This window comes from Actinoplanes regularis (genome assembly GCF_900188005.1).
GTDB classification, from domain to species: Bacteria; Actinomycetota; Actinomycetes; order Mycobacteriales; family Micromonosporaceae; genus Actinoplanes; species Actinoplanes regularis.
In genome coordinates this window covers 617,958-643,699 of sequence record NZ_FZNR01000002.1, presented here as the reverse complement: position 1 = coordinate 643,699, position 25,742 = coordinate 617,958, and the positions used below count along the sequence as shown (strand labels likewise).

Annotated in this window: 14 protein-coding genes and 1 pseudogene; 11 read left to right on the top strand and 4 right to left on the bottom strand. The window is 72.0% G+C overall.

Annotated features, from left to right (window positions below):
- Positions 1-33 precede the first annotated feature (33 nt).
- On the top strand, positions 34-1,983 hold the full coding sequence (locus CHC09_RS07985) for an APC family permease (RefSeq protein ID WP_089292318.1): 1,950 nt from the start codon (positions 34-36) through the stop codon (positions 1,981-1,983).
- Between the two features lie 489 nt (positions 1,984-2,472).
- On the opposite strand, the gene CHC09_RS07980 is transcribed toward CHC09_RS07985, so the two are convergent.
- Positions 2,473-3,669 (bottom strand): MFS transporter, encoded by a 1,197-nt coding sequence (locus CHC09_RS07980; RefSeq protein WP_089292317.1) that lies wholly within the window; start codon positions 3,667-3,669, stop codon positions 2,473-2,475.
- Between the two features lie 70 nt (positions 3,670-3,739).
- Between CHC09_RS07980 and CHC09_RS48325 the strand changes: the two genes are divergently transcribed.
- From CHC09_RS48325 to CHC09_RS07935, 9 genes and pseudogenes are all read left to right on the top strand, one after another.
- On the top strand, positions 3,740-4,714 hold the full coding sequence (locus CHC09_RS48325) for an ArsR/SmtB family transcription factor (RefSeq protein WP_089292316.1): 975 nt from the start codon (positions 3,740-3,742) through the stop codon (positions 4,712-4,714).
- 1,003 nt (positions 4,715-5,717) lie between these two features.
- A complete protein-coding gene (locus CHC09_RS07970; RefSeq protein ID WP_089292315.1) occupies positions 5,718-6,140 on the top strand; it encodes an SAV_6107 family HEPN domain-containing protein in 423 nt (140 codons plus the stop codon).
- Positions 6,141-6,713: 573 nt separating this feature from the next.
- Positions 6,714-7,412 (top strand): annotated as a pseudogene (locus CHC09_RS07965) (hypothetical protein); the annotation flags it as partial.
- Positions 7,413-8,044: 632 nt separating this feature from the next.
- Positions 8,045-9,973, top strand: coding sequence for a Y-family DNA polymerase (locus CHC09_RS07960; protein ID WP_089292314.1), 1,929 nt, complete (start codon positions 8,045-8,047; stop codon positions 9,971-9,973).
- A gap of 90 nt (positions 9,974-10,063) precedes the next feature.
- Positions 10,064-13,450, top strand: a complete 3,387-nt coding sequence (locus CHC09_RS07955; protein WP_089292313.1) for an error-prone DNA polymerase — start codon at positions 10,064-10,066, stop codon at positions 13,448-13,450.
- 102 nt (positions 13,451-13,552) lie between these two features.
- The gene (locus CHC09_RS07950) at positions 13,553-13,954 is read left to right on the top strand and encodes an SSI family serine proteinase inhibitor (RefSeq protein WP_089292312.1); all 402 of its coding nucleotides are present in this window, start codon (positions 13,553-13,555) and stop codon (positions 13,952-13,954) included.
- Positions 13,955-13,981: 27 nt separating this feature from the next.
- The gene (locus CHC09_RS07945; RefSeq protein WP_089292311.1) at positions 13,982-14,728 is read left to right on the top strand and encodes a methyltransferase domain-containing protein; all 747 of its coding nucleotides are present in this window, start codon (positions 13,982-13,984) and stop codon (positions 14,726-14,728) included.
- On the top strand, positions 14,725-15,963 hold the full coding sequence (locus CHC09_RS07940; RefSeq protein ID WP_089292310.1) for an alkaline phosphatase family protein: 1,239 nt from the start codon (positions 14,725-14,727) through the stop codon (positions 15,961-15,963). The genes CHC09_RS07945 and CHC09_RS07940 overlap by 4 nt, the downstream gene beginning before the upstream one ends.
- A 238-nt stretch (positions 15,964-16,201) precedes the next feature.
- On the top strand, positions 16,202-16,594 hold the full coding sequence (locus CHC09_RS07935; protein ID WP_089292309.1) for a DUF3040 domain-containing protein: 393 nt from the start codon (positions 16,202-16,204) through the stop codon (positions 16,592-16,594).
- 1,134 nt (positions 16,595-17,728) lie between these two features.
- Here the strand turns inward: CHC09_RS07935 and CHC09_RS07930 are convergent.
- The 3 genes from CHC09_RS07930 to CHC09_RS07920 are packed head-to-tail and all read right to left on the bottom strand — an operon-like array spanning position 17,729 to position 22,526.
- The gene (locus CHC09_RS07930; protein ID WP_089292308.1) at positions 17,729-20,191 is read right to left on the bottom strand and encodes a transglutaminase TgpA family protein; all 2,463 of its coding nucleotides are present in this window, start codon (positions 20,189-20,191) and stop codon (positions 17,729-17,731) included.
- Positions 20,188-21,486, bottom strand: a complete 1,299-nt coding sequence (locus CHC09_RS07925) for a DUF58 domain-containing protein (protein WP_089292307.1) — start codon at positions 21,484-21,486, stop codon at positions 20,188-20,190. The genes CHC09_RS07930 and CHC09_RS07925 overlap by 4 nt, the downstream gene beginning before the upstream one ends.
- A 2-nt stretch (positions 21,487-21,488) precedes the next feature.
- Positions 21,489-22,526 carry an AAA family ATPase gene (locus CHC09_RS07920; protein WP_089292306.1) on the bottom strand — a complete coding sequence of 346 codons (1,038 nt, stop codon included), beginning with the start codon at positions 22,524-22,526 and terminating at the stop codon, positions 21,489-21,491.
- A 417-nt stretch (positions 22,527-22,943) separates the two neighbouring features.
- On the opposite strand from CHC09_RS07920, the gene leuS reads away from it, so the two are divergent.
- Complete coding sequence (gene leuS / locus CHC09_RS07915) at positions 22,944-25,742, top strand: leucine--tRNA ligase (protein ID WP_089292305.1); 2,799 nt, start codon at positions 22,944-22,946, stop codon at positions 25,740-25,742.

Here is a 25,742-nt window from a genome sequence, read left to right as displayed (position 1 = left end):
CCTGACATCCGCATGATTCAGGGAGAGGGTGGCATGGAATCCGAGATCAACGTTCCGGCGGTGGTGGAGCCGGTCCGGGAGCCAGCGTCCCCGCACGCGCTGTCCCGCTGGCTGCTGGCCCATCGGGTGCAGCCGGTCGGCCCGGAGACCGAGAACCCCGCGCATGAGCAGGCCTGGTGGAAGGTGATGTGCCTGACCGGGGTGGACTACTTCTCCACGCTCTCCTACCTGCCGGCCATCGCGGCGCTGGCGGCCGGCGCGCTGTCGCCGCTGGCCACCCTGCTGATCGTGGCGCTGACCCTGCTCGGCATGCTGCCGATGTACCGGCGGGTGGCCCGGGAGAGCCCGCACGGGCAGGGCTCGGTGGCGATGCTGGAGAAGCTGCTGCCGTTCTGGCGGGGCAAGATCTTCGTCCTGGTCCTGCTCGGCTTCGTCTGCACCTCGTGGATCATCACGATCACGCTCTCCGCGGCGGACGCCACCGTGCACATGTCGGAGAACCCGTACATGCCGGCGTCCCTGCACGGTCACGAAGTGCTGATCACCGTGCTGCTTCTGCTGGTCCTCGGCTTCATCTTCCTGCTCGGCTTCAGCGAGGCGGTCGGTCTCGCGATCCCGCTGGTCGCCGTCTTCCTGCTGCTCAACGCCGTGATCACGGTGGTCGGGATGGTCGAGGTCTTCGACACCCCCGGCATGCTCGCGACCTGGACCGATCGTCTGACCGAGCACGGCAGCGGGTTCGCCGACCTGATCGGACCGTCCATCCTGGCCTTCCCGGCGCTGGTGCTCGGGCTCTCCGGCTTCGAGACCGGGGTCAGCATGATGCCCCTGATCAAGTCCGACGGGCTGGAGTCCCGCGTCCGCAACACCCGGAAGCTGCTCACCACCGCGGCCGCGATCATGAGCGTCTACCTGATCGCGACCAGCTTCGTGACCACGGTGCTGATCCCGCCGGCCGCCTTCGAAGCCGGTGGGGAGGCGAACGGGCGCGCGCTCGCGTATGTCGCGCACGAGTACCTCGGCGAGGGCTTCGGCACCGTCTACGACATCAGCAGCATCCTGATCCTCTGGTTCGCCGGGGCCTCCGCGATGGCCGGCCTGATCAACATCGTGCCCCGCTACCTGCCCGGTTACGGCATGGCGCCGGAATGGGCCCGGGCGGTCCGGCCGGTGGTGCTGGTCTACACGGTGATCAGCGTCGGCATCACGATCGCCTTCAAGGCCGACGTGAACGCGCAGGCCGGGGCGTACGCCACCGGCATCCTGGCGATGATGGTCTCCGGCGCGGTCGCGGTCACCATCTCGGCGCTGCGGGCCCGGCAGCGCGGCGCCGGCCTCGGCTTCGCCGTGCTCACCCTGGTGCTGCTCTACGCGCTGATCGACAACATCATCGAGAAGCCGGACGGCATCGCGATCTCCGCGGTCTTCATCGGCGGGATCATCCTGGTCTCGCTGATCTCCCGGGTCACCCGGACCACCGAGCTGCGCACCGACCGGATCGAGTTCGACGAGGAGGCCCGGCGCTTCATCACCGACTCGATCGAGCACGACGGCGAGCTGAACATCGTGGCCAACCAGCGGCAGGCCGGTGACGAGGCGGAGTACGACGCCAAGGAGGGTGAGCAGCGCGGCATGAACCCGGTGCCGGGCCGGGCCGACATCCTCTTCCTGGAGATCGACGTGGTCGATCCCTCCGAGTTCAGCGACGTCCTCGAGGTGCGCGGGGTCAAGGTGGGCCGGCACCGGATCCTGCGGATGGAGAGCCCGGCCGTGCCGAACTCGATCGCGGCGGTGCTGCTCGCGTTCCGGGACGTGACCGGGGTGCGGCCGCACTGCTACTTCGAGTGGGCGGAGGGGAGCCCGCTCGGCCACCTGTTCCGCTATCTGCTGTTCGGTCGCGGCGACACGGCGCCGGTGGTCCGGGAGATCCTGCGGCAGAGCGAGCCGGATCCGGCCCGTCGTCCCAGGGTTCACGTCGGATAGCTCACGGTCCGCTTCCGGTCGCTGTTCACACCGTTTCTCCGGTACGACCGATGGGGTCCCGTGCGAGGGCCTCTCGGCCGAGCCCCGTGGTGATCTCGCGCGGCGTCCGCCGCCGCTCACGGCTGTAGGGCGCCAGCGGCGTCCGCCGCCGCTCACGGCTGTAGGGCGCCTGCGGCGTCCGCCGCCGCTCACGGCTGTAGGGCGCCTGCGGCGTCCGCCGCCGCTCACGGCTGTAGGGCGCCTGCGGCGTCCGCCGCCGCTCACGGCTGTAGGGCGCCTGCGGCGTCCGCCGCCGCTCACGGCTGTAGGGCGCCTGCGGCGTCCGCCGCCGCTCACGGCTGTAGGGCGCCTGCGGCGTCCGCCGCCGCTCACGGCTGTAGGGCGCCTGCGGCGTCCGCCGCCGCTTACGGCCGTGGGGCGCCCGCGGCGTTTCCGGCGTGATCTTGGCAAGTTGTGGCTGCCATCCGGGCCTGGCTTGCCAAGATCGGACTAGGTTGGGCGATTCGCAGGACTGGCGAACGGGAGGGTCGCCGCCGGTTGTCGCAGGGCGGGCGCCAGGAGCAGGGTGACCGCGACCGAACCGCCAGCCAGCAGCGTGATCGCGGTGGCCGGGGAGGTCAGCTCGGCGAGCACGCCGGCCACCGCCGCGCACACCGCCTGCATGGTCAGCATGCCGGAGCTGTGCAGGCCGAGCGCCTGCCCGCGGTTCTCCTCCGGGACGAGCTCCACCAGGCGCTCCTGGAGCAGCAGCGTGGAGCAGTAACCGACGGCCGCCACCACCGCCAGCGCGACCGCCACCGCCATCGGCGGGTGCAGGGCGAACGGCAGGTACGGCACGGCCAGCAGCAGCCGCAGGAACGGGGCGAGACGCCGGCGCCAGGACGGCGTCAGGAACCGCCCGGCCAGCACGTCCCCGGCGAGCATGCCGAGCGCCGAACCGGCCAGCAGCAGGCCGGCACCGGACGGCGCGAACGGCACGAACAACGCCTCGCAGCCGACGATCAGGCCGTTGGGCAGCCACAGTCCGGCGTAGACCGGTCGTATCCCGGGAATCGCCCACAACCGCGCGTTGACCCGCCACGTCGCCGCCACCGAGGCCCGGCCCGTGGCGCGCGGAGCCCGCCGGGCCAGCCCCGTCCTGATCACCAGCGCCGCGACCAGGTGGGCCCCGGCGCCGGTCAGCAGCGTCCCGGCCGGCGACAGCACGGTCACCAGCGCGCTCCCGGCGGCGAACCCGGCGATCTGCATCGCGCCGTTGGAGATGTTCAGCGCGGAACGGCCGAGCAGGTACGAGTCCGCGACCACGTCGGTGAGCAGCCCGGCCCGCACCCCGCCGCTCACCGAGGCGGCCAGACCCATCGCCAGCAGCACCGCGAACACCCCGGCGATCGACAGGCCGGGCAGCGCCAGCAGAGCGGTCAGCACGGCGGTGAGCAGGGCGAGCCCGGCGCCCGCGGCGCGCGGCGGCCACCGGTCGGCCGCGGAGAGCAGCAGCGTCGCGCCGGCCAGCTGCGCCAGCGACGGGCCGAACATGCTCACCGCCGCGAAGAACGGCGAGCCGGTGCGGGCGTAGACGTCGGTGGCCAGCGCCAGGCCGGTCACCGTCGCCGCCGCGCTCTGCAGGCAGGTGGCGGTGAAGATCGGCGTGAACTCCGGCGTACGGAACAACTGGCGGTAGGTACGCATGGTTCGTCAGTCTTCGGGCCCGCCCGCCGGACGGTTAATGTTTCGCGCTGGGACGAAAGGTGGTGGCCCGATGGGCTGGTGGCAGGTGGACGCCGACACGCTCGCGACCAGCCGATTCGTGCTCTCCCCGCTGGCCGAGACGACCGCCGCGCTGATGTCGCTGCGCTGGAACGCCGCGGAGTTCCCGCTCGAGCGGGAGTGGCTGCGCGCGTACCGGCCGGCCTACCTGGAGCGGCTCGCCGGAGATCCGCTCACCGCGGCGCTGGTGGAGGCGGCGCTGCGGCCACACTGGATCGCCGACTTCGTCGCGCCACCCCCCACTGAGCTGGAGCAGCCGTTCGAGGCGGAGGTCGCGGTGGTGCGGGCGACACCCGCCCCGCGGGCCCGGCGGAACATCGCGGAAGGTCTCGGCGGGCGGCTGCCGTCCGAACTGGACCGGGACGATCTCGGTGCACGGATCGCGGACCTGCTGACCTGGATCTGGCACACGGCGATCGAACCGGACTGGCCGCGGCGCCGGCGCCTCCTGGAGGCGGACGTGCTGGCCCGGACCAGGCAGCTCAGCCTGGGCGGGTGGCAGGCGGCGCTGGACGGGCTGCGCGACGGGATGCGGTGGCTGGGGGATGGGCGGCTGCAGATCAACGCGTTCGACTATCCGCCGCGCGACATCTCCGGCGCACGGTTGCTCTTCGTGCCGAACACGCTCAGGCGGGGGTGGGCCTCCTGGGAGGAACCGCGTCCGCTGCGGTATGCGCTGATCTACCGGGCCTCGGGGGTGCTGGCGGATCCCGGTGCCGGGCGGGTGGTGCCGGGGTCGCTGGGGAGGTTGGTCGGGGCGGGGCGGGCGCGGGTTCTCGTGGAGTTGGAGCAGCCGAGGAGCACCAGTCAGTTGGTGGCGATCACCGGGCTGGGGCTGGGGTCGGTCGGTGGGCATCTGCGGGTGCTGCTGGAGGCGGGGCTGGTGACGCGGCGCCGGGCTGGGCGGAGTGTGCTTTACCTGCGTACGGCCGCGGGGGAGGCGGTCGTACGGGCCGCCGGCGGTTGAGCGGGCCTCCGCGCCCTCGCCCACCCCGGAAGTCACTTCCCGGCGGTCAAAGGTGTCGATCACTTGTTCGAAAAAGTGGTCGCCGAGGGCGTCGTGAAGCTTGCGTTCCTGTCGTAGGCGAGTGTTAGTCTCTGCTGTAGTTAGAACGGATGTTCGAAAGGGTGTTCGCTCTGGCTCCCGGGAGCGTGTTTCGCGGCGTGTCTTCCGGGTGCGGCACCGCGAAGTGCCGCACTGCGTGGTCCGGGCATTCGCGGGTTCGGGCCTCGTGACAAAGGCAGGCCGCCGCTCGTTGCCCCCGACCCCCGGTGGCGGGCGGCGGACCCGCCGGCAGTGTCCGGCCGGGTGTGGTGTGGGGAAGCTTCACATCCGGCCGGTCTGCGGCCGGGGCTCCCACTGCCCGTGGAGCCCCGGCACCGGCCTCACGGCCGTTCCCGGAAGGGAGCGGTTTCGGGTTGGCCGTTGCGTCTTCCTCCGCAGCGGTCCGGTTCGGCCAGCACGTCGGATGCGGAACAGGCGAGGAGAAACGACCATGGCGAGCACCACAGCCCCCGGCCTGATGTCGGTCCCGGGCCAGGCGAACACGCCCGGTCTGACCGCTCGGGCCGATGCGCCCGGCTTGACCGCTCAGCCTGACATGCCCGGTCTATCTGCTCGGGCCGATGCGCCCGGCTTGACCGCTCGGCCCGACATGCCCGGTCTGGCTGCTCGGACTGGTACGCCGGGTCTGGCTGCTCGGACCGATATACCCGCTCAGCCTGACATGCCCGGTCTGTCTGCTCGGGTCGGCACGCCCGGTTCGACCGCTCGACCCGACACGTCCTCTTTAGCCGCCCCGGCCGACCTGCCCGGTCTGGCTGCTCGGGCCGGCGCATCCCGCCTGGCCGCTCGGACTGATATGTCCGGTCTGGCCGCTCGGGCCGATGCTTCCGGTTTGACCGCTCGGGCTGGCACGCCTGGTCTGGCCGCTCAGGCTGGCACGCCCGGCTTGAGCGTCCGGGCCGACATGCCAACGGTCCCGGCGCACATGCTGCCCCACCGCACCCCGGCCCAGCTGCTGGCGATCGCCCGGCAGGATCTGACCGAGGCGGCGCACACCACTCCCGACGGCCTGCGATACGCGGCGGCTCACCTGGCCGCCCTGCGCGCGGCCGCGGCTCTGCTCGCCGCCCGGGCCCGCCCGGCCGCACCCGGGCGGCGTACCAGGGCGACCAGCGTCTGGTCGCTGCTGGTGCTGGTCGCGCCGGAGTTCAGTGACTGGGCGGGCTATTTCGCCCTCGGCGCCGGCAAGCGCGCGGCCGCCGAGGCCGGCATTCCCCACGTGGTGAGCGCCCGCGAGGCGGACGACCTGCTGCGCGCGGCCGAACAGTTCGTCGCGGTGGCGGAGTCCTCCCTCGGCCTCTCCTACCAGCCACCACTGGCCGCCTGACCGATCTCATCGGCCGAGATCCCGCCATGCCGACATCGCGGACCGGTGAGGTGCCCGGGTTGCGTGTGGCAACCCCTGGCATCGCCGGCTCCGCTGATCTCCGATGGTGCCCGGTCAGGTACCGCCCGGCCAGGCACACCAAGCCGGGCACCATCGGTCACCGCCTCACCAGACCCGGTGCCGCCGAGCCGCACTTCTCCTCCAGATCCTCCGGACCGAAATTCTGAGCCCGCTCCGAGTGCGGGTCCCCGGGTCGCGCGCCGGAGGGGTGCGCGCGACCCGATCGGGAGGACGTGTGGCCAGGCGGGAAGGGATGTGCGGTTCGGGTGGTGGGGTGTGCGGCCCGCTGGGGAGAGGCGCGCGGGGCGTGTGCCTCGGGCGGCGGAGTGCGCGGGGCGTGTGCCTCGGGCGGCGGAGTGCGCGGGGCGTGCGGTTCGGGTGGAGGGGTGTGCGGTCCGCTGGGGAGAGGCGTGCGGTTCGGGAGGGTGCGCGGCTTAGGCGGATAGGGAGTGCGGCTCGGGTGGAGGGGTGTCGCCGCGGTTGAGGAACACACGGGGAACAGAGCGGGGCACGATGGCAGGGCGCATGATCAGCGGGACGGCCGCCCTTGCTGGGCTGGTTCGACCGGCGAGCGAGGCGGATGAGCCGGGCGCGCACCGGATGCTGCCGGTCGCGGCCGAACTGGGCAGTCTGCTGCCCGGGCGTGGACTGCGGCGGGGTAGCACGGTGGCGGTGGCCGGCGGCCGGGCCGCGCGTGCCGGCGGCGGGACGTCGCTGATGCTGGCCCTGCTCGCGGCCGCGTCGCGGGCCGGTTCCTGGTGTGCGGTCGTCGGGCTGCCGGCGTTGGGTGCGCTCGCCGCGGCGGAGACCGGCATCGCGCTGGAGCGACTGGCGCTGGTGCCCGAGCCCGGACCGGACTGGCCGACCGTGGTGGCCGCGCTGATCGACGGTGTGGACGTGGTGGTCACGGCGGTTCCCGGGCCGGTGTCCGGGTCCGTCGTGAGCCGGCTGGCGGCCCGGGCCCGGCAGCGCGGCAGCGTGCTGGTGCCGTTCGGTGACTGGTCCGGTGCGGACGTGACGTTGCGGGTCAGCGGTGGTCACTGGGAGGGGCTCGGGGACGGCTGGGGCCGCCTGCGCCGCCGCGAGGTCACCGTGGTCGCCAACGGCCGGGGCGCGGCGGCCCGCCCCAAGGAGCTCACCCTCTGGATGCCGGGCCTGACAGCCCGCCCGGCCACCCCGGCATCCCGCCCCGCTACGCCCCAGACTCATCCTGACGCCCCCGCTACATCCCGATCTGCCCCCGACGCCGCTGGCGCTTGTCTTGACGTATCCGGGGTTCGTTCCGATGTTGGTGCTCGTTCCGAGGTATCCCGGGTCCGTCCCGACGCCGCTGGCGTTCGTCCTGACACATCCCGGGTCCGTTCCGATGCGGTTGGCGTTCGCACCGAGGCATCGCGGACTCGTTCTGAAGCCCTTGGCGTCCGTGCCGCCGCAACGTCGTCGACCTCGGATGGCGGGACGTTCCACGCCGTTCCGGCGCTGTCCCTCGGTGATGCCCCGCCGCCTACCGCGGTGACCACCGTTGCGCAGACCGCCGCTTGCGATGTGATCTTGGCAAGTTGTGGCTGCTGTCTGGGCGTAGGTCGCCAAGATCGCAATGGGTCGAGCGGTCCGGCGCACGTATGCGGTCACGGCGTTGGCGGTGCTGAAGCGGAGGAGGAGCGCGAGGCGGGGCTGATTGTCGTGGGGACGGCGGAGGGGGCCGGCGCGGACGCGCGGTCGTCCCGCTCGCGGGCGGGCGGCCCGGCTCGGGGCCGGGCGGGTAGGCAGCCACGGGGAGCGGCTTCGCCCGGGGCTTCGCGGAAGCGGCGTGGAGTGCCGGCGGAGTCCGGGGTGATGGGGTGATGGCGAACGGGGTGAGGACACTGCTGGTCTGGTGTCCGGACTGGCCGGTGGTCGCCGCGGAGATCGTGCTGGGGGTGCCGGCGGCGGAACCGGTGGCGGTGTTCGCTGACAATCGGGTGTTGGCCTGCTCCGAGGCGGCTCGGCGGGAGACCGTGCGCCGGGGGCTCCGGAGGCGGGACGCGCAGGGGCGGTGCTCGCGGCTGATCGTGGTGGAGCACGATCCGGGGCGGGACGCGCGGGCGTTCGAGCCGGTGGTGGCCGCGGTCGAGGAGGTCGCGGCCGGAGTCGAGGTGGTCCGGCCGGGGGCGTGTGCGCTCGTGGCGCGGGGGCCGTCCCGGTACTACGGGGGCGAGGAGGCCGCCGCCGAGCGGATCGTCGAGCACATCGCGCAGGCCTGCGCGGTGGAGAGTCAGGTGGGGATCGCGGACGGGGTGTTCGCGGCCGGGATCGCGGCCCGTAGCGGGCGGATCATCGAGCCGGGCGGAACCGCCGGGTTCCTGGCGGACATGCCGGTCGAGGCGCTGGAGCGGCCCGAGCTCACCGACCTGCTGCGCCGGCTCGGAGCGAAGACGCTGGGCGAGTTCGCCGCGCTGCCGGCCGGGGACGTGCTGACCCGGTTCGGTTTCGACGGGGCGCTGGCGCATCAGCTGGCCCGGGGCGCCGACCATCGGCCGCTCGCGGTCCGGCGGCCGCCGCCGGATCTGGCCGTCTCGGAGACCTACGACGAGCCGCTGGACCGGGTGGACACCGCCGCCTTCGCCGGCCGGGTGCTGGCCGAGCGCCTGCATGAGCGGCTGGCCGGGTACGGGCTGGCCTGCACCCGGCTCGGGGTGGAGGCGGTCACCGCGGACGGCCAGGAGCTGCACCGGGTGTGGCGGCATGACGGCCTGCTCACCGCGGCCGCCATCGCCGAACGGGTGCGCTGGCAGTTGGACGGCTGGCTGACCGGCGCGCGCCGGAACGGGCCGGCCCGGCCGACCGCCGGTCTGGTCCGGTTGAGCCTGATCCCGGACGGGATCCTGGCGCACGCGGGCCTGCAACCCGGCCTGTGGGGTGACGCCGGCGCCGAGCGGGAGCGGGCGCACCGGGCGTTCAGCCGGGTGCAGGGCCTGCTCGGGCCGGAAGCGGTGGTGACGCCGGTGGCCGGGGGCGGCCGTTCCGGAGACGACCAGATCCGCCTGGTGCCGTGGGGCGACGAACGGTCACCGAGCCGTCCGGCCGCGCCGCACGACGATCCGATCCCGGGCCTGGTCACCGTTCCGGTGCTGGACCGGGCCATCGCTCCGGACCTGCCCGGCTCGCGGCGGTTCCCGGTCCCGGCCGTCCCCGCCGGCCCGGTTCGAACCAGGCCGTCCACGGGGGACAGCGCGGCGCCGCGGGAGAGCCCGGGGGAACGGCTTGCCTCGGTCTCCCACCTGCGCCTGATCACCGGACCGCAGGAAGCGCCTGGCATGCAGTCGGAGGCGCCTGCCGCGCAATCGGAGGCGGCCGCTGACGACGGCGCGGTCGCTGCTTCGGACGTACGGCCGGAAAGCCTGGAGCCGGCGCGGCCCACCGCGACCGTCGTCGTCCGGGGCCGTAAGGCCCGTCCGCCGTTGCTGCCGCCGTGGCCCGGTCGTCTCCCGCGGCCGTCTCCCGCGATGGTGTTGCCGCAGCCGATCCCGGCGGTCGTCCACGACGAGACCGGCCTCCCGGTCGGGGTGTCCGCGCGCCTCGAGCTCACCGGCACCCCCACCGTCCTGACCGTCGACCGTTCGGCACCGCTGCCGATCACCGGCTGGACCGGCCCGTGGCCGATCGACGAGCGCTGGTGGGTGCCGGAGGAGGCCCGGCGCCGAGCCCGGTTCCAGATGTCCCTGGCCGACGGCCGGGCGGTGCTGCTCTCGCTTGCCGCCGGTCAATGGACGGTGGAGGCGATCTATGACTGACGGATCAGCCCGGCGGACTGTCAGAGGATCCAGGGTTGCCCGATCGGCCGGCTGGGCTGCCAAGAGATCTGCGACGGACCGGAAGGCGCGATGAGTTTCCACAATCCCGGGGTGCCCTGGGCCGAATTGGAGCGGACGCTGTCCGGAAAGCCGGCGGAGAAGCCGACCGGGAAGCCGGACCGGAAGGGCCTCTGGTCCGATCCCGGCTCGAAGCAGGTGATCGATCCGATCGCGGCGGAGGCGGACGGCGGCGACTCCCCGGCCTTCAGTCGCAAGCGCGAGCCCTACCGCCCCGCTCCCGGCCTGGTCCGCGCCGAGGCCGCCGTGGACTACGCCGAGCTGCACTGCCACACCAACTTCAGCTTCCTGGACGGCGCCAGCCACCCCGAGGAACTGGCCGAGGAGGCGGCCCGGCTCGGGCTGACCGGCCTGGCCGTCACCGATCATGACGGCTTCTACGGCGTGGTCCGCTTCTCCCAGGCGGCCCGCGAGCTGAACCTGCGGACGATCTTCGGCGCCGAGCTGTCGCTGGGCCTGACCCGCCCGCAGAACGGCGAGCCCGACCCGGAGGGCACCCATCTGCTGGCGCTGGCCCACGGGCACGAGGGTTACGCCCGGCTGGCCCGGGTGATCTCCGAGGCCCAGCTGCGGGGTGGTGAGAAGGGCAAGCCGGAGTACGAGAGTCTGGAACTGATCGCCGAAACCCTGAGGGACCATGTTCTGGTGCTGACCGGCTGCCGCAAGGGCCCGGTCCCGCTGGCCCTGGCCACCGAGGGGATGGACGCCGCCGCCAGGGAGCTGGACCGCTTGATGGACCTGTTCGGTACCCCGAACGTGGCGGTCGAGCTGACCGACCATGGCGATCCCTACGACGGCGATCGCAACGACGCCCTCTTCGAGCTGGCCCGCAGCCGCCGGCTGGAGGTGGTGGCGACCGGCAACGTGCACTACGCCACCCCGTCCCGCCGGCGTCTGGCCACCGCGCTAGCCGCGGTCCGGGCGCGTCGCAGCCTGGACGAGATGGACGGCTGGCTGCCCGCCGCCGGTACCGCCCACCTGCGCGGCGGTGCCGAGATGGCGCGCCGGTTCGCGGGTTATCCGGGCGCGGTGGAGAACGCCGCCATGTACGGCCACGGCCTCGCCTTCGACCTGAACCTGGTCGCCCCGCGCCTGCCGGACTACGAGGTCCCACCCGGTCACACCGAGATGAGTTGGCTGCGGAAACTGACGATGGACGGCGCCCGGGAGCGCTACGGCGAGGACAACCCGAAGGCCTATCAACAGCTGGAGTACGAGCTCCGGATGATCGAGGAGCTCGGCTTCCCCGGCTATTTCCTGGTCGTCTACGACATCGTGCGGTTCTGCCGGCAACAGCGGATCTACTGCCAGGGCCGGGGATCGGCGGCGAACTCGGCGGTCTGCTACGCCCTGTGGATCACCAACGTCGACGCGGTCCACTACAACCTGCTCTTCGAGCGGTTCCTCGCCCCGGAGCGGGACGGCCCGCCGGATATCGATGTGGACATCGAGTCGGACCGGCGCGAGGAGGTGATCCAGCACGTCTACCGGAAGTACGGCCGGGAGCACACCGCCCAGGTCGCCAACGTGATCTCCTACCGTCCCCGGTCGGCGGTCCGGGACATGGCCCGGGCGTTCGGTTTCTCGGCCGGTCAGCAGGATGCCTGGAGCAAGCAGATCGACCGCTGGGGCGACGTCGCGACCGCGGACGGTGACCTGCCGGAGCAGGTGGTGGAGTTCGCCAACGCGGTCCAGGACTTCCCCCGTCACCTGGGCATCCACTCCGGCGGCATGGTGATCTGCGACCGGCCGATCATCGAGGTCTGCCCGGTGGAGTGGGGCCGGATGCCGGGCCGCAGCGTGCTGCAGTGGGACAAGGACGACTGCGCCGCCGTGGATCTGGTCAAGTTCGACCTGCTCGGGCTCGGCATGCTCTCCGCGCTGCACTACGCGTACGACATGATCGAGGACGAGTTGGACATCGGCACGATGCGGCTCGACGACTCCGAGGTCTACGAGATGCTCTGCCGGGCCGACTCGGTCGGGGTGTTCCAGGTGGAGAGCCGCGCCCAGATGGCGACGCTGCCCCGGCTCAAGCCCCGGGAGTTCTACGACCTGGTGATCGAGGTGGCGCTGATCCGGCCGGGGCCGATCCAGGGCGGGTCGGTTCATCCGTACATCCGGCGGAAGAACGGCCTGGAGCCGCCCGACGTGCCGCACGAACTGATGAGCAACGCGCTGGCCAAGACGCTCGGCGTGCCGCTCTTCCAGGAGCAGTTGATGCAGCTGGCGATCGACGTGGCCGGTTTTGATCCGTCCGAGGCCGATCAGTTGCGGCGCGCGATGGGCTCGAAACGGTCCGTCGAGAAGATGGAGAGGATCAGGATCCGGCTGTACGAGGGGATGGCCGGCAACGGGATCACCGGTGAGCTGGCCGACGACCTGTTCCGCAAACTCTCCGCGTTCGCCAGTTACGGCTTCCCGGAGAGCCACGCGATGAGCTTCGCCTACCTGGTCTACGCGAGCGCCTGGCTGAAGCGGTACCACCCGGCGGCGTTCTGCGCGGCGCTGCTGAACGCGCAGCCGATGGGGTTCTACTCGCCGCAGACGCTGGTCGACGACGCGCGCCGGCACGGTGTCGAGGTGCGCCGCCCCGACATCAACCGCAGTGCCGCGCTGGCGACGCTGGAGACCACGCCGGCGAGCCGGCGCAAGGCGGAGGCCGGGGAGCCACCGCAGGCGTGGGGCCTCGGTGGGCCGGTGGTCCGGCAGGGCCTCGGTGCCGTCCGTACGATCGGGGCGGAGCTCGCCGAGCGGATCGAGAACGAGCGCCGCGACCATGGGCCGTACCGATCGATGACCGATCTTGCCCGCCGGACCGGATGCTCGGCCGCTCACCTGGAGGCGCTGGCCACCGCCGACGCCTTCGCGGGTTTCGGCCTCTCGCGTCGTGAGGCGCTCTGGGCCGCCGGAGCGGCCGCCCAGGACAAACCGGACCGTCTTCCCGGGACGGTCACCGGCACCGAGGCACCGATGCTGCCCGGGATGAGCGAGATGGACGTGCTGGTCGCGGATGTCTGGGCGACCGGGTTGTCGCCGGAGACGCATCCGGTCCGGTTCCTCAGAGCCGGGCTGGATCAGGCCGGGGCGTTGCGGATCGCCGACCTGCCGGAGGTGGAGGCGGGCACCCGGATCCGGGTCGGGGGGATCGTGACGCACCGGCAGCGGCCGGCGACCGCGGGCGGGGTGACGTTCGTGAACCTGGAGGACGAGACGGGGATGCTGAACGTGACCTGTTCGCCGGGGTTGTGGCTGCGGTACCGGCGGGTGGCGCGGAGCAGTTCGGCGCTGCTGGTGCGCGGGCGGCTGGAGCGGGCGGAGGGGGTGCTGAACCTGGTGGCGGACCGGTTGGAGACGCTCCACCCGCCGGTCGCTCCGGCGTCGCGTGACTTCCGCTGACGCGCTTCTCCGCGTACGAAAGGAAGGGTCTTTTCTGCGATTTGCCGGAAATTCCCGGTCTGATGTTATAAGGTGCGCTACCGAGAAGCATCGGAGTGCAGCATGTTGTTCCGCGTCCGCACGAGCCTCACCGCCGGAGCGGCTATCCTGGCCACCGCGTCATCCGCCGCTGCCGCCGGCGGCGAGACCGCCCGGGCGCCCGTCACCGGTTCCCGTCTCACCCTCGCCCACGTGGCCGAGGGTGGCCCGGCGACCGAGGTCTCGCTCACCTGCGACCCGGACGGCGGCCGCCACCCCAAGCCGGCGCAGGCCTGTGCCGAACTGGCCCGGGTCGGCGCCGACCCGGCCAAGCTCAAGCCGGCCGACCGGTACTGCTTCCTGCTCTACCAGCCGGTCACCGCGCGGCTCAGCGGAGTGTGGCGGGGACGCGCGGTGAAGTGGGCGCACCAGTACGGCAACAACTGCGAGATGAACCGCGCCACCGGTGTCCTCTTCGATTTCTAGCCTTGTCCCGGCGGATAGGCTGCCCGGGTGGACACTGCAACCGCACGTACCGGCCGCCCGCTCGTCACCGCCCGCAACGCGGCGGTCTGGGCTGTCCTGCGCCGGGAGTTGGACCGGCACGCCGGCCGTGAGCTGACCGTCCTCGACGTCGGCGGCGGCACCGGCGGATTCGCCGTCCCCCTCGCCGAGGCCGGGCACACCGTCACCGTGATCGACGCCAGCCCGGACGCACTCGCCGCGCTGACCCGCCGCGCCGCCGACGCGGGCGTCGCCGACCGGGTGCGCGCCGTCCAGGGCGACGGCGACGCGCTCGCCGGGCTGGTCGAGCCGGGCAGCGCCGACCTGATCCTGTGCCACGCCGTGCTCGAGGTGGTGGACGACCCGTCCCGGGTGGTCGCCGCGATCGCCGCCGCGCTGCGGCCCGGCGGCGCGCTCAGCCTGCTGGTCGCCGGCCGCTCGGCCGCGATCCTGGGCCGGGCCGTCAACGGCCACCTGCGGGCGGCGTCCGCGCTGGTCAACGACCCGGAGGGCCGGTCGGGGCCGCGCGACACGCTGCGCCGGCGGTACGACGCGGTGACGGCCGAGGCGCTGCTCAGCGCGGCCGGGCTCCAGGTCGAGGAGACCCATGGCGTACGGGTGGTCGCCGACCTGCTGCCGGCCACCGTGATCGAGGAGGACCCGCAGGCGGTGCTGGACCTGGAGCTGGCGCTGAGTGCCCAGCCGCCGTTCCGGGACATCGCCTCCCAACTGCATCTCTTCGCCCGCCGGCCATGACCGCGCCCGTTCCGGGTGCCGACTCCGCCCCGGTCTCCACGCTGGAATCCGTACCGGAAACCCTCCCGGACGACGGGTTGCATCCCGACGCCTTGCGCCCGGTCCGCCCGGCATACGGTGTCGCCAGCCTGGCCGATCTGCTGCCCAGCGTGAGCGCCGTGCTCGGGGTGCCGGGCGCGGTCGACGTGCTCGGCCTCGGCGCCCGGCTGGACGGGGTGGACAAGATCGCGGTGCTGCTGGTGGACGGGCTGGGGGCGTACCAGTTGCCGCTGGCCGCGCCGCACGCCCCGGTCCTCGCCGACCTGGCCGCCGGCGGCCGCGGGCACGCCGGCACGCTGACCGCCGGGTTCCCGTCCACGACCCCGGTCAGCCTGGTCACGCTCGGCGCCGGGGTGCCACCCGGCGCGCACGGCGTGCTCGGCTTCACCGTCCGCCGGCCGGATGGCCGGCCGCTCACCCACATCATGTGGGGTCAGGATCCGGACCCGAGCGTGTGGCAGCCGGTGCCGACCCGGATGGAGCTCGCCGCCGCGGCCGGAGTGCGGGTCACCGTGGTCAGCCGGCCGCAGTTCGAGGGCAGCGGGCTGAGCCTGGCGGCGAACCGGGGTGGCGTCTACCGGGGCGCCGCGGACGGCTCGGCGGTCGCCGACGGGGTGCTGGCCGCGTTGCGTGAGGCGGACGGCCCGGCGCTGGTCTACGGCTACCACCCGGACCTCGACCATTTCGGCCACGAGGACGGGGTCGGCTCGGCGACCTGGCGGGAGGCCGCCCGCGGGGTGGACCGGCTGCTCGACCGGGTGGTGCACGGGCTCCCGCCGCGCTCCGCGCTGCTGGTGGTCGCCGACCACGGCCAGCTCAACGTGCCGGCGGAGAGCCGGCGGGACATGGCCGCGATCCCGGAGCTGCGCGACGGTGTGGTCGGGGTGGCCGGTGAGCCCCGGGTCCGCTACCTGTACGCCGCGGACCGCGCGCGGGACGACGTGCTGGCCAACTGGCGGGGGATCTTCGGCGACGAGGCGTCGGTGCTGGTCCGCGAGGAGGCGATCGAGGCCGGCTGGTTCGGGCCGGTGCCGGACGGGCACGCCGACCGGATCGGTGACGTGGTGGTGATCTGCTGGGGCCGGGCGGTGGCGGTCGCGTCCGGGTGGGAGCCGGCCAAGGCGGGCCAGTTGGTGGCGTACCACGGGTCGGCGACAGCTGCCGAGATGACCGTGCCGCTGTTGATCGCCCGCTGACCGGCGGACGATCGCCAACCATCAGCGTCACTCGATGTCGCGACTGTTTCACCAGACGTGATGAGCTGGTGAGACGGGCTTTTCGGACGAAACGATCTTCTCGGCATGGAAAATCACCCGCACTCGGCCGTCGTCCCGCTTTCCGACCCGCCAACCCCCTCGTAGACTTGCGTGATAAGGCAGCCGACGGCTGCCCCGGCCCCAGCTTGGGCCGGACATGCGCCCGGGGAGGAAAGCCGTGCCGCTCTCGGAGCACGAGCAGCGGCTGTTCGATCAGATCGAGCGGTCGCTTGCCGAGGACCCCAAATTCGCCTCGGCTGTGCGGGCCAACGACCCGCGTTTCCACGCACGGCGCCGGCTCATCATCGCCGCGTTCGTGATCGTGCTTGGTTTGGCTCTAGTCGTGTATGGGGCGGCTTCCGGTCAGGTGCTGCTCGGCGTCGCCGGCTTCGTCGTGATGCTCGGGTCGGCCGCCTTCGCGATGCAGTCACGAAAGCGTGGCCAGGCCCCAGACCTGAAATCCGTCGGGGGGACAGCCTCACGGCGGACTCGCCAGGGTCGCAAGGGAAGCGGCGGGCTGCTGGACCGCCTCGAGGACCGCTGGAAGCAACGCCCCGAAGGACAGCGTTAAGCGGGGCTGATCCGGCTCCGCCGCGCTAGGCGGAACGCCGAACCGACTTCGGCTCCGCTGAGTCCCGCAGCGAACGCTGAATCGACCTGGTTCTGCTCAGTTCCGCAGCGAACGCTGAATCGACCTGGTTCTGCTGAGTTCTGCAGCGAACGCTGGTTCTGCTGAGTTTCGTAGCGAAGGTTGAATCGACTCGCTTCGCTGGGTTTTCTGTGGCAAACGCTGAAGCAATCTGGTTCCGTGGCAAAGCTCCTGATGACCGGTGAGAAGGAAGGTAATTTTCCGCCCGCCCGTAACCCTGCGGGTGCCGGAGGATTACTTACCTTCTCACCGCTGGCATCTGCGGGTCCGGTCACCGCTGGCGGCGCTACCTGAGACACGCTCCGCAACGCGCGGGAGTCCAGCTGGTGCCGGCTGTTTTACAACCGTGGGATCCAGCCGCTGCATCGGCTGGGTCCCACGGTTGCATCGAGCCCGCTGAAGCGACTCTTAGGACCAGCTCGGCTGCTACCCGCAGCGGGCCAGGACCGCGGCGTCCGGCTGGGTTTCAGAGTCGCATCGAGAGCGCTGATATGGCCGAGCAGCCGGACACCCGATGTGGGCTGGCGGCTCCGCAAACGCGGAAACACGTGTATGCGATGCCGTACCGTGTCCCGATCAGCCGGCGAAGATTCCGCATCGGACCACTGTCCAGGAGCACCCGCCACTTGCTGGGACGACCGCGCCCACGTGTCGCAGCCTGTGGGCCGAGGCTCGTAGGTCGCACCGACCGAGGCCGGTTGGTTGCATCCTGTCGGCTGCGGCTGGTGGTTGCGCCTTGTTGGGCGGGCCGGTTGGTCGGTTGCGGGCTGTCGGGTGCGGCTGGTGGTTGCGGTTTGTTGGGCGGGCCGGTTGGTCGGTTGCGGGCTGTCGGGTGCGGCTGGTGGTTGCGGTTTGTTGGGCGGGCCGGTTGGTTGGCTGCAGCCTGGTGACCGGGCCGATTGGTTACTGCCGGCTGGTGGCCGTGGTCCGGGCGTAGGTTGCCGAGATCTGACCGGGTCGCCGGGGTGGACCAGGCTGGTCTCGCTGCGCGGTCTGTCGGCGGCGACTGTTCGCTGAAGTTTGGAGGGGCGCCGCTGGGCGGCGCCCCTCACTTCGTCAGCGGGTGCGGGTGAGCAGGCGGCGGAGGTTGAAGCGGGCGAGGCTTTCTCGGGCCCGGCTCGCGGCCTCCATCGTGCGGGTGCCGGCCTCGGCCAGCGCCAGCCGCCATTCGAGCAGGATCGACGGTGGGAACAACGTCGCCCGGAGCCGGACCCGGGCCGAAGCCGAGTGGGACATTCCGGCGCGCAGGCGGCGCAGGGCTGAGGTCAGCTCCGCGCCCTGCAGCGGCTGCCGGGCGTAGCGGGCCCGTTCCTCGGCGGTGCCGAGGAGCTCAGCCGCGGCGGCCGGCTCGGCGGAGAGCAGCGTCTCCTTGATCAGCCGCTGTGCGGTGAGCCGTGGTGTCTCCGTGGGGTCGACCGCGATCTGGAAGTCGATCATCGTGTCGATCAGCTCGTCCCACGCCGCGTGGGCGTCCGCCCGGGCCTGGGCGGCCTCGCTGGTGACCTCGATCCCGGTGACCGTGCCCGCCGGTCCCGGCTCGCCCGGATCCACCACCGCGGGCGGCGGGCCGATCGTCGCCGCGTTGCGCCGGCGTCGCAGCAGGACCCGGCGCAGCGCCGGAACCAGGAGCAGCGCGATCAGGGTGGCGATCGTCCCGCCGATCAGCAGGCCCGTCCAGTTCTCCTCGTCGGAGCTGAAGGTGCCCGCCGTGGCCGTGCCGCCACCGTCGTTCGCCCGGTCGGGCCGCTGGTTCTGGCCGGGGGCGAGCGACGCGCTGGAGTCGGGCACCGGGGCGGCCGACGTCGGGGTGGAGGGCGAGGTCGTCTGGTCGACGTCCGGCGCCCAGTTGGATCGGGCCGACCCGGACACCCCGGCCGACGGTGTCGCGTCGAACGGTACCCAGCCGAAGCCTTGCAGGTAGACCTCGGTCCAGGCGTGCGCGTTGCGGTTGGTGATCACGAAGGTGTCACCGTCCTCGGCCGTACCCCGGGTGAAGCCGAACGCCACCCGGGCCGGGATCCCCGCGGCCCGCACCATCCACGTCATGGCGACCGCGTACTGCTGGCAGAAGCCGACCTTGTTCTTCAGGAAGGCCTCGATCTCGGCGAGGTTCCCGGCCGGCTGGGTCTGCAGGCTGTACGTGTAGCCGTACTTCTTGGAGAACGACTCGTAGATCGCCCGGGCCTTGTCGTAATCGTTGGTCTTGCCCTTGGTCAGCTTGGCGACCAGATCATTGACGAAGGTGTTCACCGGCACGCTGGTGTACGCCCGCCGGAGCGGGTCGTCGGGGCCCAGCGCCGGCGCCGTCCGCAGCGCGGCCGGGGTGTACTGGGCGCGCAGGTAGTCGACCGAGTACCTCTGCTTGCTGGTGGTGCTCCGGTTGGAGTACAGCACCTGCTGGTTCGGGTCGTACGCCCAGGTGCCGGAGAGATCCTTGATCCCGACCGGGTACGAGTACGTCGGTGCCATGGTCTGCCGCAGCGCGTCCGAGACCTCGATCTCCGCGTGGTACTGCTGGAACGTGGTCTGGTTGGTCGAGCTCTCCCGGCGCGGGTCCGGCAGGCTGCCCCGGTTGAGCGCGTTCCCGCTCGGGGGCTGGCTGCCGATGCCGGTCGCGGTGAGCTGGTCCGCGACGGCGAACCGCAGGTAGAACGGCTCCTTCTCGGTCGTCGTCACCTTGAGCAGGTTGACCGTGGTGCTGTCGGTCAGCTTGCCGCTCAGCGCGGCGAACAGGTCGATCCGTCCGCCGTTGCCCGTGCCCAGCCCGCCGCCGACCCCGTTGCCGCTCTGGGTGAGCTGGGACAGCAGGCCACCGGTGACGGTCGGCAGGGCCAGCGGCAGCAGCACCGCCACCAGCACACCGGCCACACCGAGCCGGCGCCCGGCGGCGGCCAGCGGGGACGGCTCCCAGACGTCGACGTCCCGCCCGTCGCCGGTGAACCGGCGGCCGAACCGGCGAACCCGGTCCACATTGTCGGCGACCAGCAGCCAGAGGTAGCCGCAGGCACCCACGATGAACGGGGTGACCGGAACACTGTCCAGATAGACGGCGACCGGGATGGAGTAGATCGCCAGCATCGGCAGGCCGGCCAGGGCCGGCCTGCGGAACACCGCGGTCAGCAGGTCCACCACGATGGCGACCACGCCGAGCCCGAGGACCGCGACGAAGAGCAGCCCGTCGCGGTCCGGTACGGGCACCGCGTACGACCGGGTGTCCTCGCCGGCCTGCTGGATCAGCTCGGCGAAGTGCGCGAGCGTCGCCGGTGTCGGCACCAGCAGCTCGTGCCCGCTCGGGAAGATCCAGGTCAGCGTGACCAGCAGGGCCAGCGCCATGCTCAGCCCCTGCGCCCAGCCGGGGAACCGCAGGGTCCGGGCGAGCACCGCCGCACCGGCGATCATCACCACCGTGAGCAGCACCTGGAGCAGCCAGGTCCAGGAGTCGAAGATCGTCGCGAGGGGTGCGGAGGCGAGCAGCGTGGCGGTGGCCGCGACCAGCCCGAGACGGCGGCGGCCGGTCATCGGATCACCCCGCTGACCGTCTCGGCCATCGCCGCGCGATAGGCGAAGCCCTGCGAGCCACGACCCACCGTGGGCCAGAGGGCCGGCAGCGTCTCGCCGTGCGGCACGGGCACTGAGCGCCAGCCGCTGCGCACCAGGGCCAGCGACGCGGCCGCGTGCTCCCGGTCCGACTCCTGCCGGTCGCCGGTCGTCATCGGGATCCAGGTCGAGCTGTCGATGGCGAATCCGATGCAGGTCGCGCCGTTGCCGCGGAGCTGGCTGAGAAGGTGTGCCTCGGCGGTGGTGAGCGTGCCGAACAGGCCGATCACCAGGCCGCCGTCGGAGCGCCGGCGAACCTGCTCGACGAGCACCGACACGTCGCCGCCGGAGACCGTCTTCACGTCCGCCAGGGCGTCCAGGATCAGGCCCTCGCCGCCGCTCTCGGTGCCGTCGATGTCCACTCCGGTCCCGGTCACCAGGCGCACCTTGTAGCCGGCCTCGCGCAGGTGCACCGCGATGCTGGCGGTCGCCGAGACGGCCCACTCGAAGCTGGCCGTCGGGCCCTCGCCGCGGTGCGCCTGCGCCCGGGTGTCCAGGACCACCGTGGCCCGGCTCTCCCAGGGCTGCTCCTCGCGGCGGACCATCAGCTCGCCGGTCCGGGCCGTGGACCGCCAGTGCACCCGGCGCAGATCGTCGCCCCGCCGGTACTCCCGGGTGGCGGCGTCGTCCTCGCCGTGCACCGCCACCGAGCGGGCGCGGCTGTCCCCGGCACCCGCGTACTCCCCGGCCAGGCGGACCCGGGGGAGCGGCTGGACCAGGGGGATCACGGTGAGCTGGTCGACGCTCGGGAACGAGCGGGTCATCTCGCAGAGCCCGAACGGGTCGGTCAGCCGGATCACCAGCGGACCGATCGGGTACCGGCCGCGCACGTCGGCGCGCACCGTGTACGCCACCGAACTCGCCTGGTGCGCGCCGAGGCGCTCCAGCACCACCCGGGGCCGGCTGCCCAGCGCGTACGGCAGGCGGTCCTCCAGCAGCATGGTGCCGGTGGGCAGCCGGGACAGGTTCTGCAGGCGCAGGACCACCCGCGCGCTGGAGCCGACCGGGGCCCGGCCCGGCGAAAGCGTTCGGGTGCAGGCCAGCTTGTAGCGGCTGCGCCCGACGTACGCCGCGGCTAGCAGCGGCATCGCGGCCAGCAGCACCGCGACCCGCAGCAGGTCACGCTCGCCCAGGATGAGCGCCGAGATGCCGGCGGCGACCGCGGCTGCCAGGAACGAGCGGCCGCGTGTGGTGAGACCCCGCAGCGCCTCCCGCATGATCACCGCCCCCGGGACTCGTACGGCGCGCGGCCGTCCCGGGTGTCGTAGGGGCTGCGGTTCGCGTGCGGGATCGGCAGCCGGTGCACGATCTCGGACACGATGGTGTCGGTGGTACGCCGGTTGAGCTGCGCGTCCGCGGTCGGGATGAGCCGGTGTGCGAGCACCGGAACGGCCAGCGACTGCAGGTCGTCGGGCAGCACGTAGTCACGGCCCTCCAGCGCGGCCACCGCCTTGGCGGTGCGGATCAGCTGCAGGGTGGAGCGCGGGGACGCGCCGAGGCGGATCTCCGGAGCCTCCCGGGTCGCGGTGACCAGGGCGATCGCGTACTGCTGGACGGCGTCCGCGGCGTGCACCGCGCGCGCCGTCTCGATCAGCCGGCGGACCAGCGCGGCGTCGGCGACGGCGTGCAGATCGTTCAGCGGGTCGTGGTCGCCGTGGCCGCTCAGCATGGCCAGCTCGGCCCGGGGGTCCGGGTAGCCCATCGCGATCCGGGCGGTGAACCGGTCCCGCTGCGCCTCGGGGAGGGGGTATGTGCCCTCCATCTCGATCGGGTTCTGGGTGGCGACCACCATGAACGGGGCCTGCAGTTCGTACGTCGTCCCGTCGACGGTGACCTGCCGCTCCTCCATGCACTCCAGGAGGGCGGACTGGGTCTTCGGGGACGCCCGGTTGATCTCGTCACCGACCACCAGGTTGGCGAAGACGGCGCCCGGCTTGAACTCGAAGTCCCGCGTCTCCTGGTTGTAGACGCTCACTCCGGTGACATCACTGGGCAGCAGGTCCGGCGTGAACTGGATCCGGCGCACCGAGCAGTCGATCGAGCGGGCGAGCGCCTTGGCGAGCTTCGTCTTGCCGACGCCCGGCACATCCTCGATCAGCAGGTGCCCCTCGGCCAGCATGACCGCGAGGGCCAGCCGCACCGTCGCGCTCTTGCCTTCGATGACCTGCTCGATATTGGCCATGATGGCTTGCGCCGCGGCGCGGAATTCCGCGCTCGTCAGCGGTCCTGTCGGTTCGCCCCAGGTCGGCGTTGTCACGGGCTTTCCTCCAAGTGATACGTACCCCTCAGCAGCGGCTCACCCACTGTCAGGGCACCGGAAAGGTTGCGGGCGCCCAGCGGTCCGTGGGCCTCCGGCGCTCGCCGCCCGTCCTGACAGGTTATCCCCGGACGCACACCCCGCCGAAAGGCCGGAACGAGCAGGGATTTCTAGAAAACTGGACGAACACGGTCCATCTACCGACGGTGATCGGATTTCGGACTTGATCTGTGCTGAGGGGTATACCGGTCGCCGTCCGTGACGGCGAGCGAGTACCATGGCGCGCATGGCTCGGTGTGTTCTGCTCCTTAGCCGGCCGTGCTGATCCCGCCTCGGTGACAGCACGGCGCCCCCTCCTGCGTGAGGGGCTTTTTTGTGCCCGGAGCGCGTGACCCCAAGCCCAATGACGTAGACGAGATGGTGAAGATGAGCGAGACCGAGAACCCGTTCCGCTACACCGCCGCGCTGGCCGGCGAGATGGAGCTGCGCTGGCAGCGGTACTGGGCGGAGAACGGGACGTTCCACGCGCCCAACCCGGTCGGCGAGCTGGCCGACCCGGACCACCCGCGGGCCGGTGCGCCGAAGCTGCACGTCCAGGACATGTTCCCGTACCCGTCCGGAGCCGGCCTGCACGTCGGCCACCCGCTGGGCTACATCGGCACCGACTGTTACACCCGCTACCAGCGGATGGCCGGCTTCAACGTGCTGCACCCGATGGGCTTCGACGCCTTCGGCCTGCCGGCGGAGCAGTACGCGGTGCAGACCGGCACCCACCCCGCGGTCACCACCGCGGCGAACGTGGAGCGGTACCGGCAGCAGCTGCGCCGGCTGGGTCTGGCGTACGACGAGCGCCGGTCGTTCTCCACCACCGACCCGGAGTACTACCGCTGGACCCAGTGGATCTTCCTGCAGGTCTTCAACTCCTGGTTCGACCCCGCGCGGGGCAAGGCGCGCCCGATCAGTGAGCTGATCGCCGCCTACGAGGCGGGGGAGCGCGGGCCGGAGTGGGCCGGCCTGTCCGCGGTCGAGCGCCGCAAGGTGATCGACGGCCACCGCCTGGCCTACGTGAGCGAGGCCCCGGTCAACTGGTGCCCCGGCCTGGGCACCGTGCTGGCCAACGAGGAGGTCACCCCGGAGGGCCGCTCCGAGCGCGGTAACTACCCGGTGTTCCAGCGCAGCCTGAAGCAGTGGATGATGCGGATCACCGCGTACGGTGACCGCCTGGTCGACGACCTGGAGTCGCTGGACTGGCCGGAGCCGGTCAAGCTGATGCAGCGCAACTGGATCGGCCGCAGCCGGGGCGCGCACGTCGACTTCCCGATCGACGGCGAGCACATCCGGGTCTTCACCACCCGCCCGGACACCCTGTTCGGCGCCACCTACATGGTCCTGGCGCCCGAGCACGAGCTGGTCTCCAAGGTCATGCCCGAGCGGTGGCCGGCCGGCACCAACCCGAAGTGGACCGGTGGCGCCGCGACCCCGGCCGAGGCCGTCGCCGCGTACCGCGCGGCCGCCGCGGCGAAGACCGAGGAGGAGCGGACCGCCGACGGCAAGGTGAAGACGGGCGTCTTCACCGGTGCGTTCGCGGTCAACCCGGTCAACGACGCGCGCGTCCCGGTCTTCATCGCCGACTACGTGCTGGCCGGTTACGGCACCGGCGCGATCATGGCGGTGCCCGCGCAGGACGAGCGCGACTGGGCGTTCGCCGAGGTGTTCGAGCTGCCGATCATCCGTACCGTCGAAGCGCCTGAGGGTTTTGAAGGTGCCTTCACGGGCGACGGTCCGGCGATCAACAGCGAGTGGCTGAACGGCAAGGGCGTGGCCGAGGCGAAGGCCGCGATGATCGCCTGGCTGGAGGAGCAGGGCAAGGGCGTCGGTGCCACCACCTACCGGCTGCGCGACTGGCTGTTCAGCCGGCAGCGGTACTGGGGCGAGCCGTTCCCGATCGTCTACGACGAGACCGGCCTGCCGATCGCGCTGCCCGAGTCGATGCTGCCGGTCGAGCTGCCGGAGGTCGACGACTTCTCGCCGCGCACCTTCGACCCGGACGACGCGGACACCGAGCCCGAGACCCCGCTGTCCCGCAAGAAGGACTGGGTGCAGGTCGAGCTGGACCTGGGTGACGGTCCGAAGACCTACACCCGCGAGACGAACACCATGCCGCAGTGGGCCGGCTCCTGCTGGTACGAGCTGCGCTACCTGGACCCGCACAACGACAAGGTTCTGGTCGACCCGGAGAACGAGAACTACTGGATGGGTCCCCGCTCCGAAAAGGACGCGGGCGGGGTCGACCTGTACGTCGGCGGCGTCGAGCACGCCGTGCTGCACCTGCTGTACGCCCGCTTCTGGCACAAGGTCCTGTTCGACCTGGGGCACGTCTCGTCCTTCGAGCCGTTCCGGAAGCTGTTCAACCAGGGCTACATCCAGGCGTACGCGTTCCGGGACGGCCGCGGTGTGATCGTCCCGGCCGAGGAGGTCGTCGAGCGTGACGGCAAGTGGTACTACGGTGACCAGGAGGTCGTCCGGGAGTACGGCAAGATGGGCAAGTCCCTGAAGAACGTCGTGACCCCCGACGAGATGTGCGACCAGTACGGCGCCGACACGTTCCGGGTCTACGAGATGGCGATGGGTCCGCTGGACGTCTCCCGCCCGTGGGAGACCCGCGCCGTGATCGGCTCGCAGCGCTTCCTGCAGCGCGCCTGGCGCCTGGTGGTCGACGAGGAGACCGGCGCGGTCCGGGTCACCGACGAGCCGCTGGACCCGAAGTCCCGCAAGGTGCTGCACAGGGTCATCGCCGGTGTCCGCGAAGACATGGACGAGCTGCGGTTCAACACGGCGATCGCCAAGCTGATCGAGCTGACCAACACGCTGACCCCGCTGCCCACGGTGTCGCGTGAGGCGGTCGAGCCGCTGGTGCTGATGATGTCGCCGTTCGCCCCGCACCTGGCCGAGGAGCTGTGGGGCAAGCTGGGCCACCAGGGCACGCTGGCCTACGCCGACTTCCCGGTGGCCGACCCGGCTCAGCTGGTGGCCGACTCGGTCACCTACCCGGTGCAGATCAACGGCAAGGTCCGCGGCCGGGTCGAGGTCGCCCCGGACACTCCGGAGGACGAGGTCCGGACCACGGCTCTGGCCGCCGTCGCCGAGGCGCTGGCCGGCAAGGAGCCGAAGAAGGTCATCGTCGTCAAGGGCCGCCTGGTCAGCGTCGTCGTCTGA

Coding starts and splice junctions, on each gene's coding strand:
- CHC09_RS07985 (WP_089292318.1), top strand. CDS start 34: ATGGAATCCGAGATCAACGTTCCGGCGGTGGTGGAGCCGGTCCGGGAG.
- CHC09_RS07980 (WP_089292317.1), bottom strand. CDS start 3,669: ATGCGTACCTACCGCCAGTTGTTCCGTACGCCGGAGTTCACGCCGATC.
- CHC09_RS48325 (WP_089292316.1), top strand. CDS start 3,740: ATGGGCTGGTGGCAGGTGGACGCCGACACGCTCGCGACCAGCCGATTC.
- CHC09_RS07970 (WP_089292315.1), top strand. CDS start 5,718: ATGCCAACGGTCCCGGCGCACATGCTGCCCCACCGCACCCCGGCCCAG.
- CHC09_RS07960 (WP_089292314.1), top strand. CDS start 8,045: ATGGCGAACGGGGTGAGGACACTGCTGGTCTGGTGTCCGGACTGGCCG.
- CHC09_RS07955 (WP_089292313.1), top strand. CDS start 10,064: ATGAGTTTCCACAATCCCGGGGTGCCCTGGGCCGAATTGGAGCGGACG.
- CHC09_RS07950 (WP_089292312.1), top strand. CDS start 13,553: ATGTTGTTCCGCGTCCGCACGAGCCTCACCGCCGGAGCGGCTATCCTG.
- CHC09_RS07940 (WP_089292310.1), top strand. CDS start 14,725: ATGACCGCGCCCGTTCCGGGTGCCGACTCCGCCCCGGTCTCCACGCTG.
- CHC09_RS07930 (WP_089292308.1), bottom strand. CDS start 20,191: ATGACCGGCCGCCGCCGTCTCGGGCTGGTCGCGGCCACCGCCACGCTG.
- CHC09_RS07925 (WP_089292307.1), bottom strand. CDS start 21,486: ATGCGGGAGGCGCTGCGGGGTCTCACCACACGCGGCCGCTCGTTCCTG.
- leuS (WP_089292305.1), top strand. CDS start 22,944: ATGGTGAAGATGAGCGAGACCGAGAACCCGTTCCGCTACACCGCCGCG.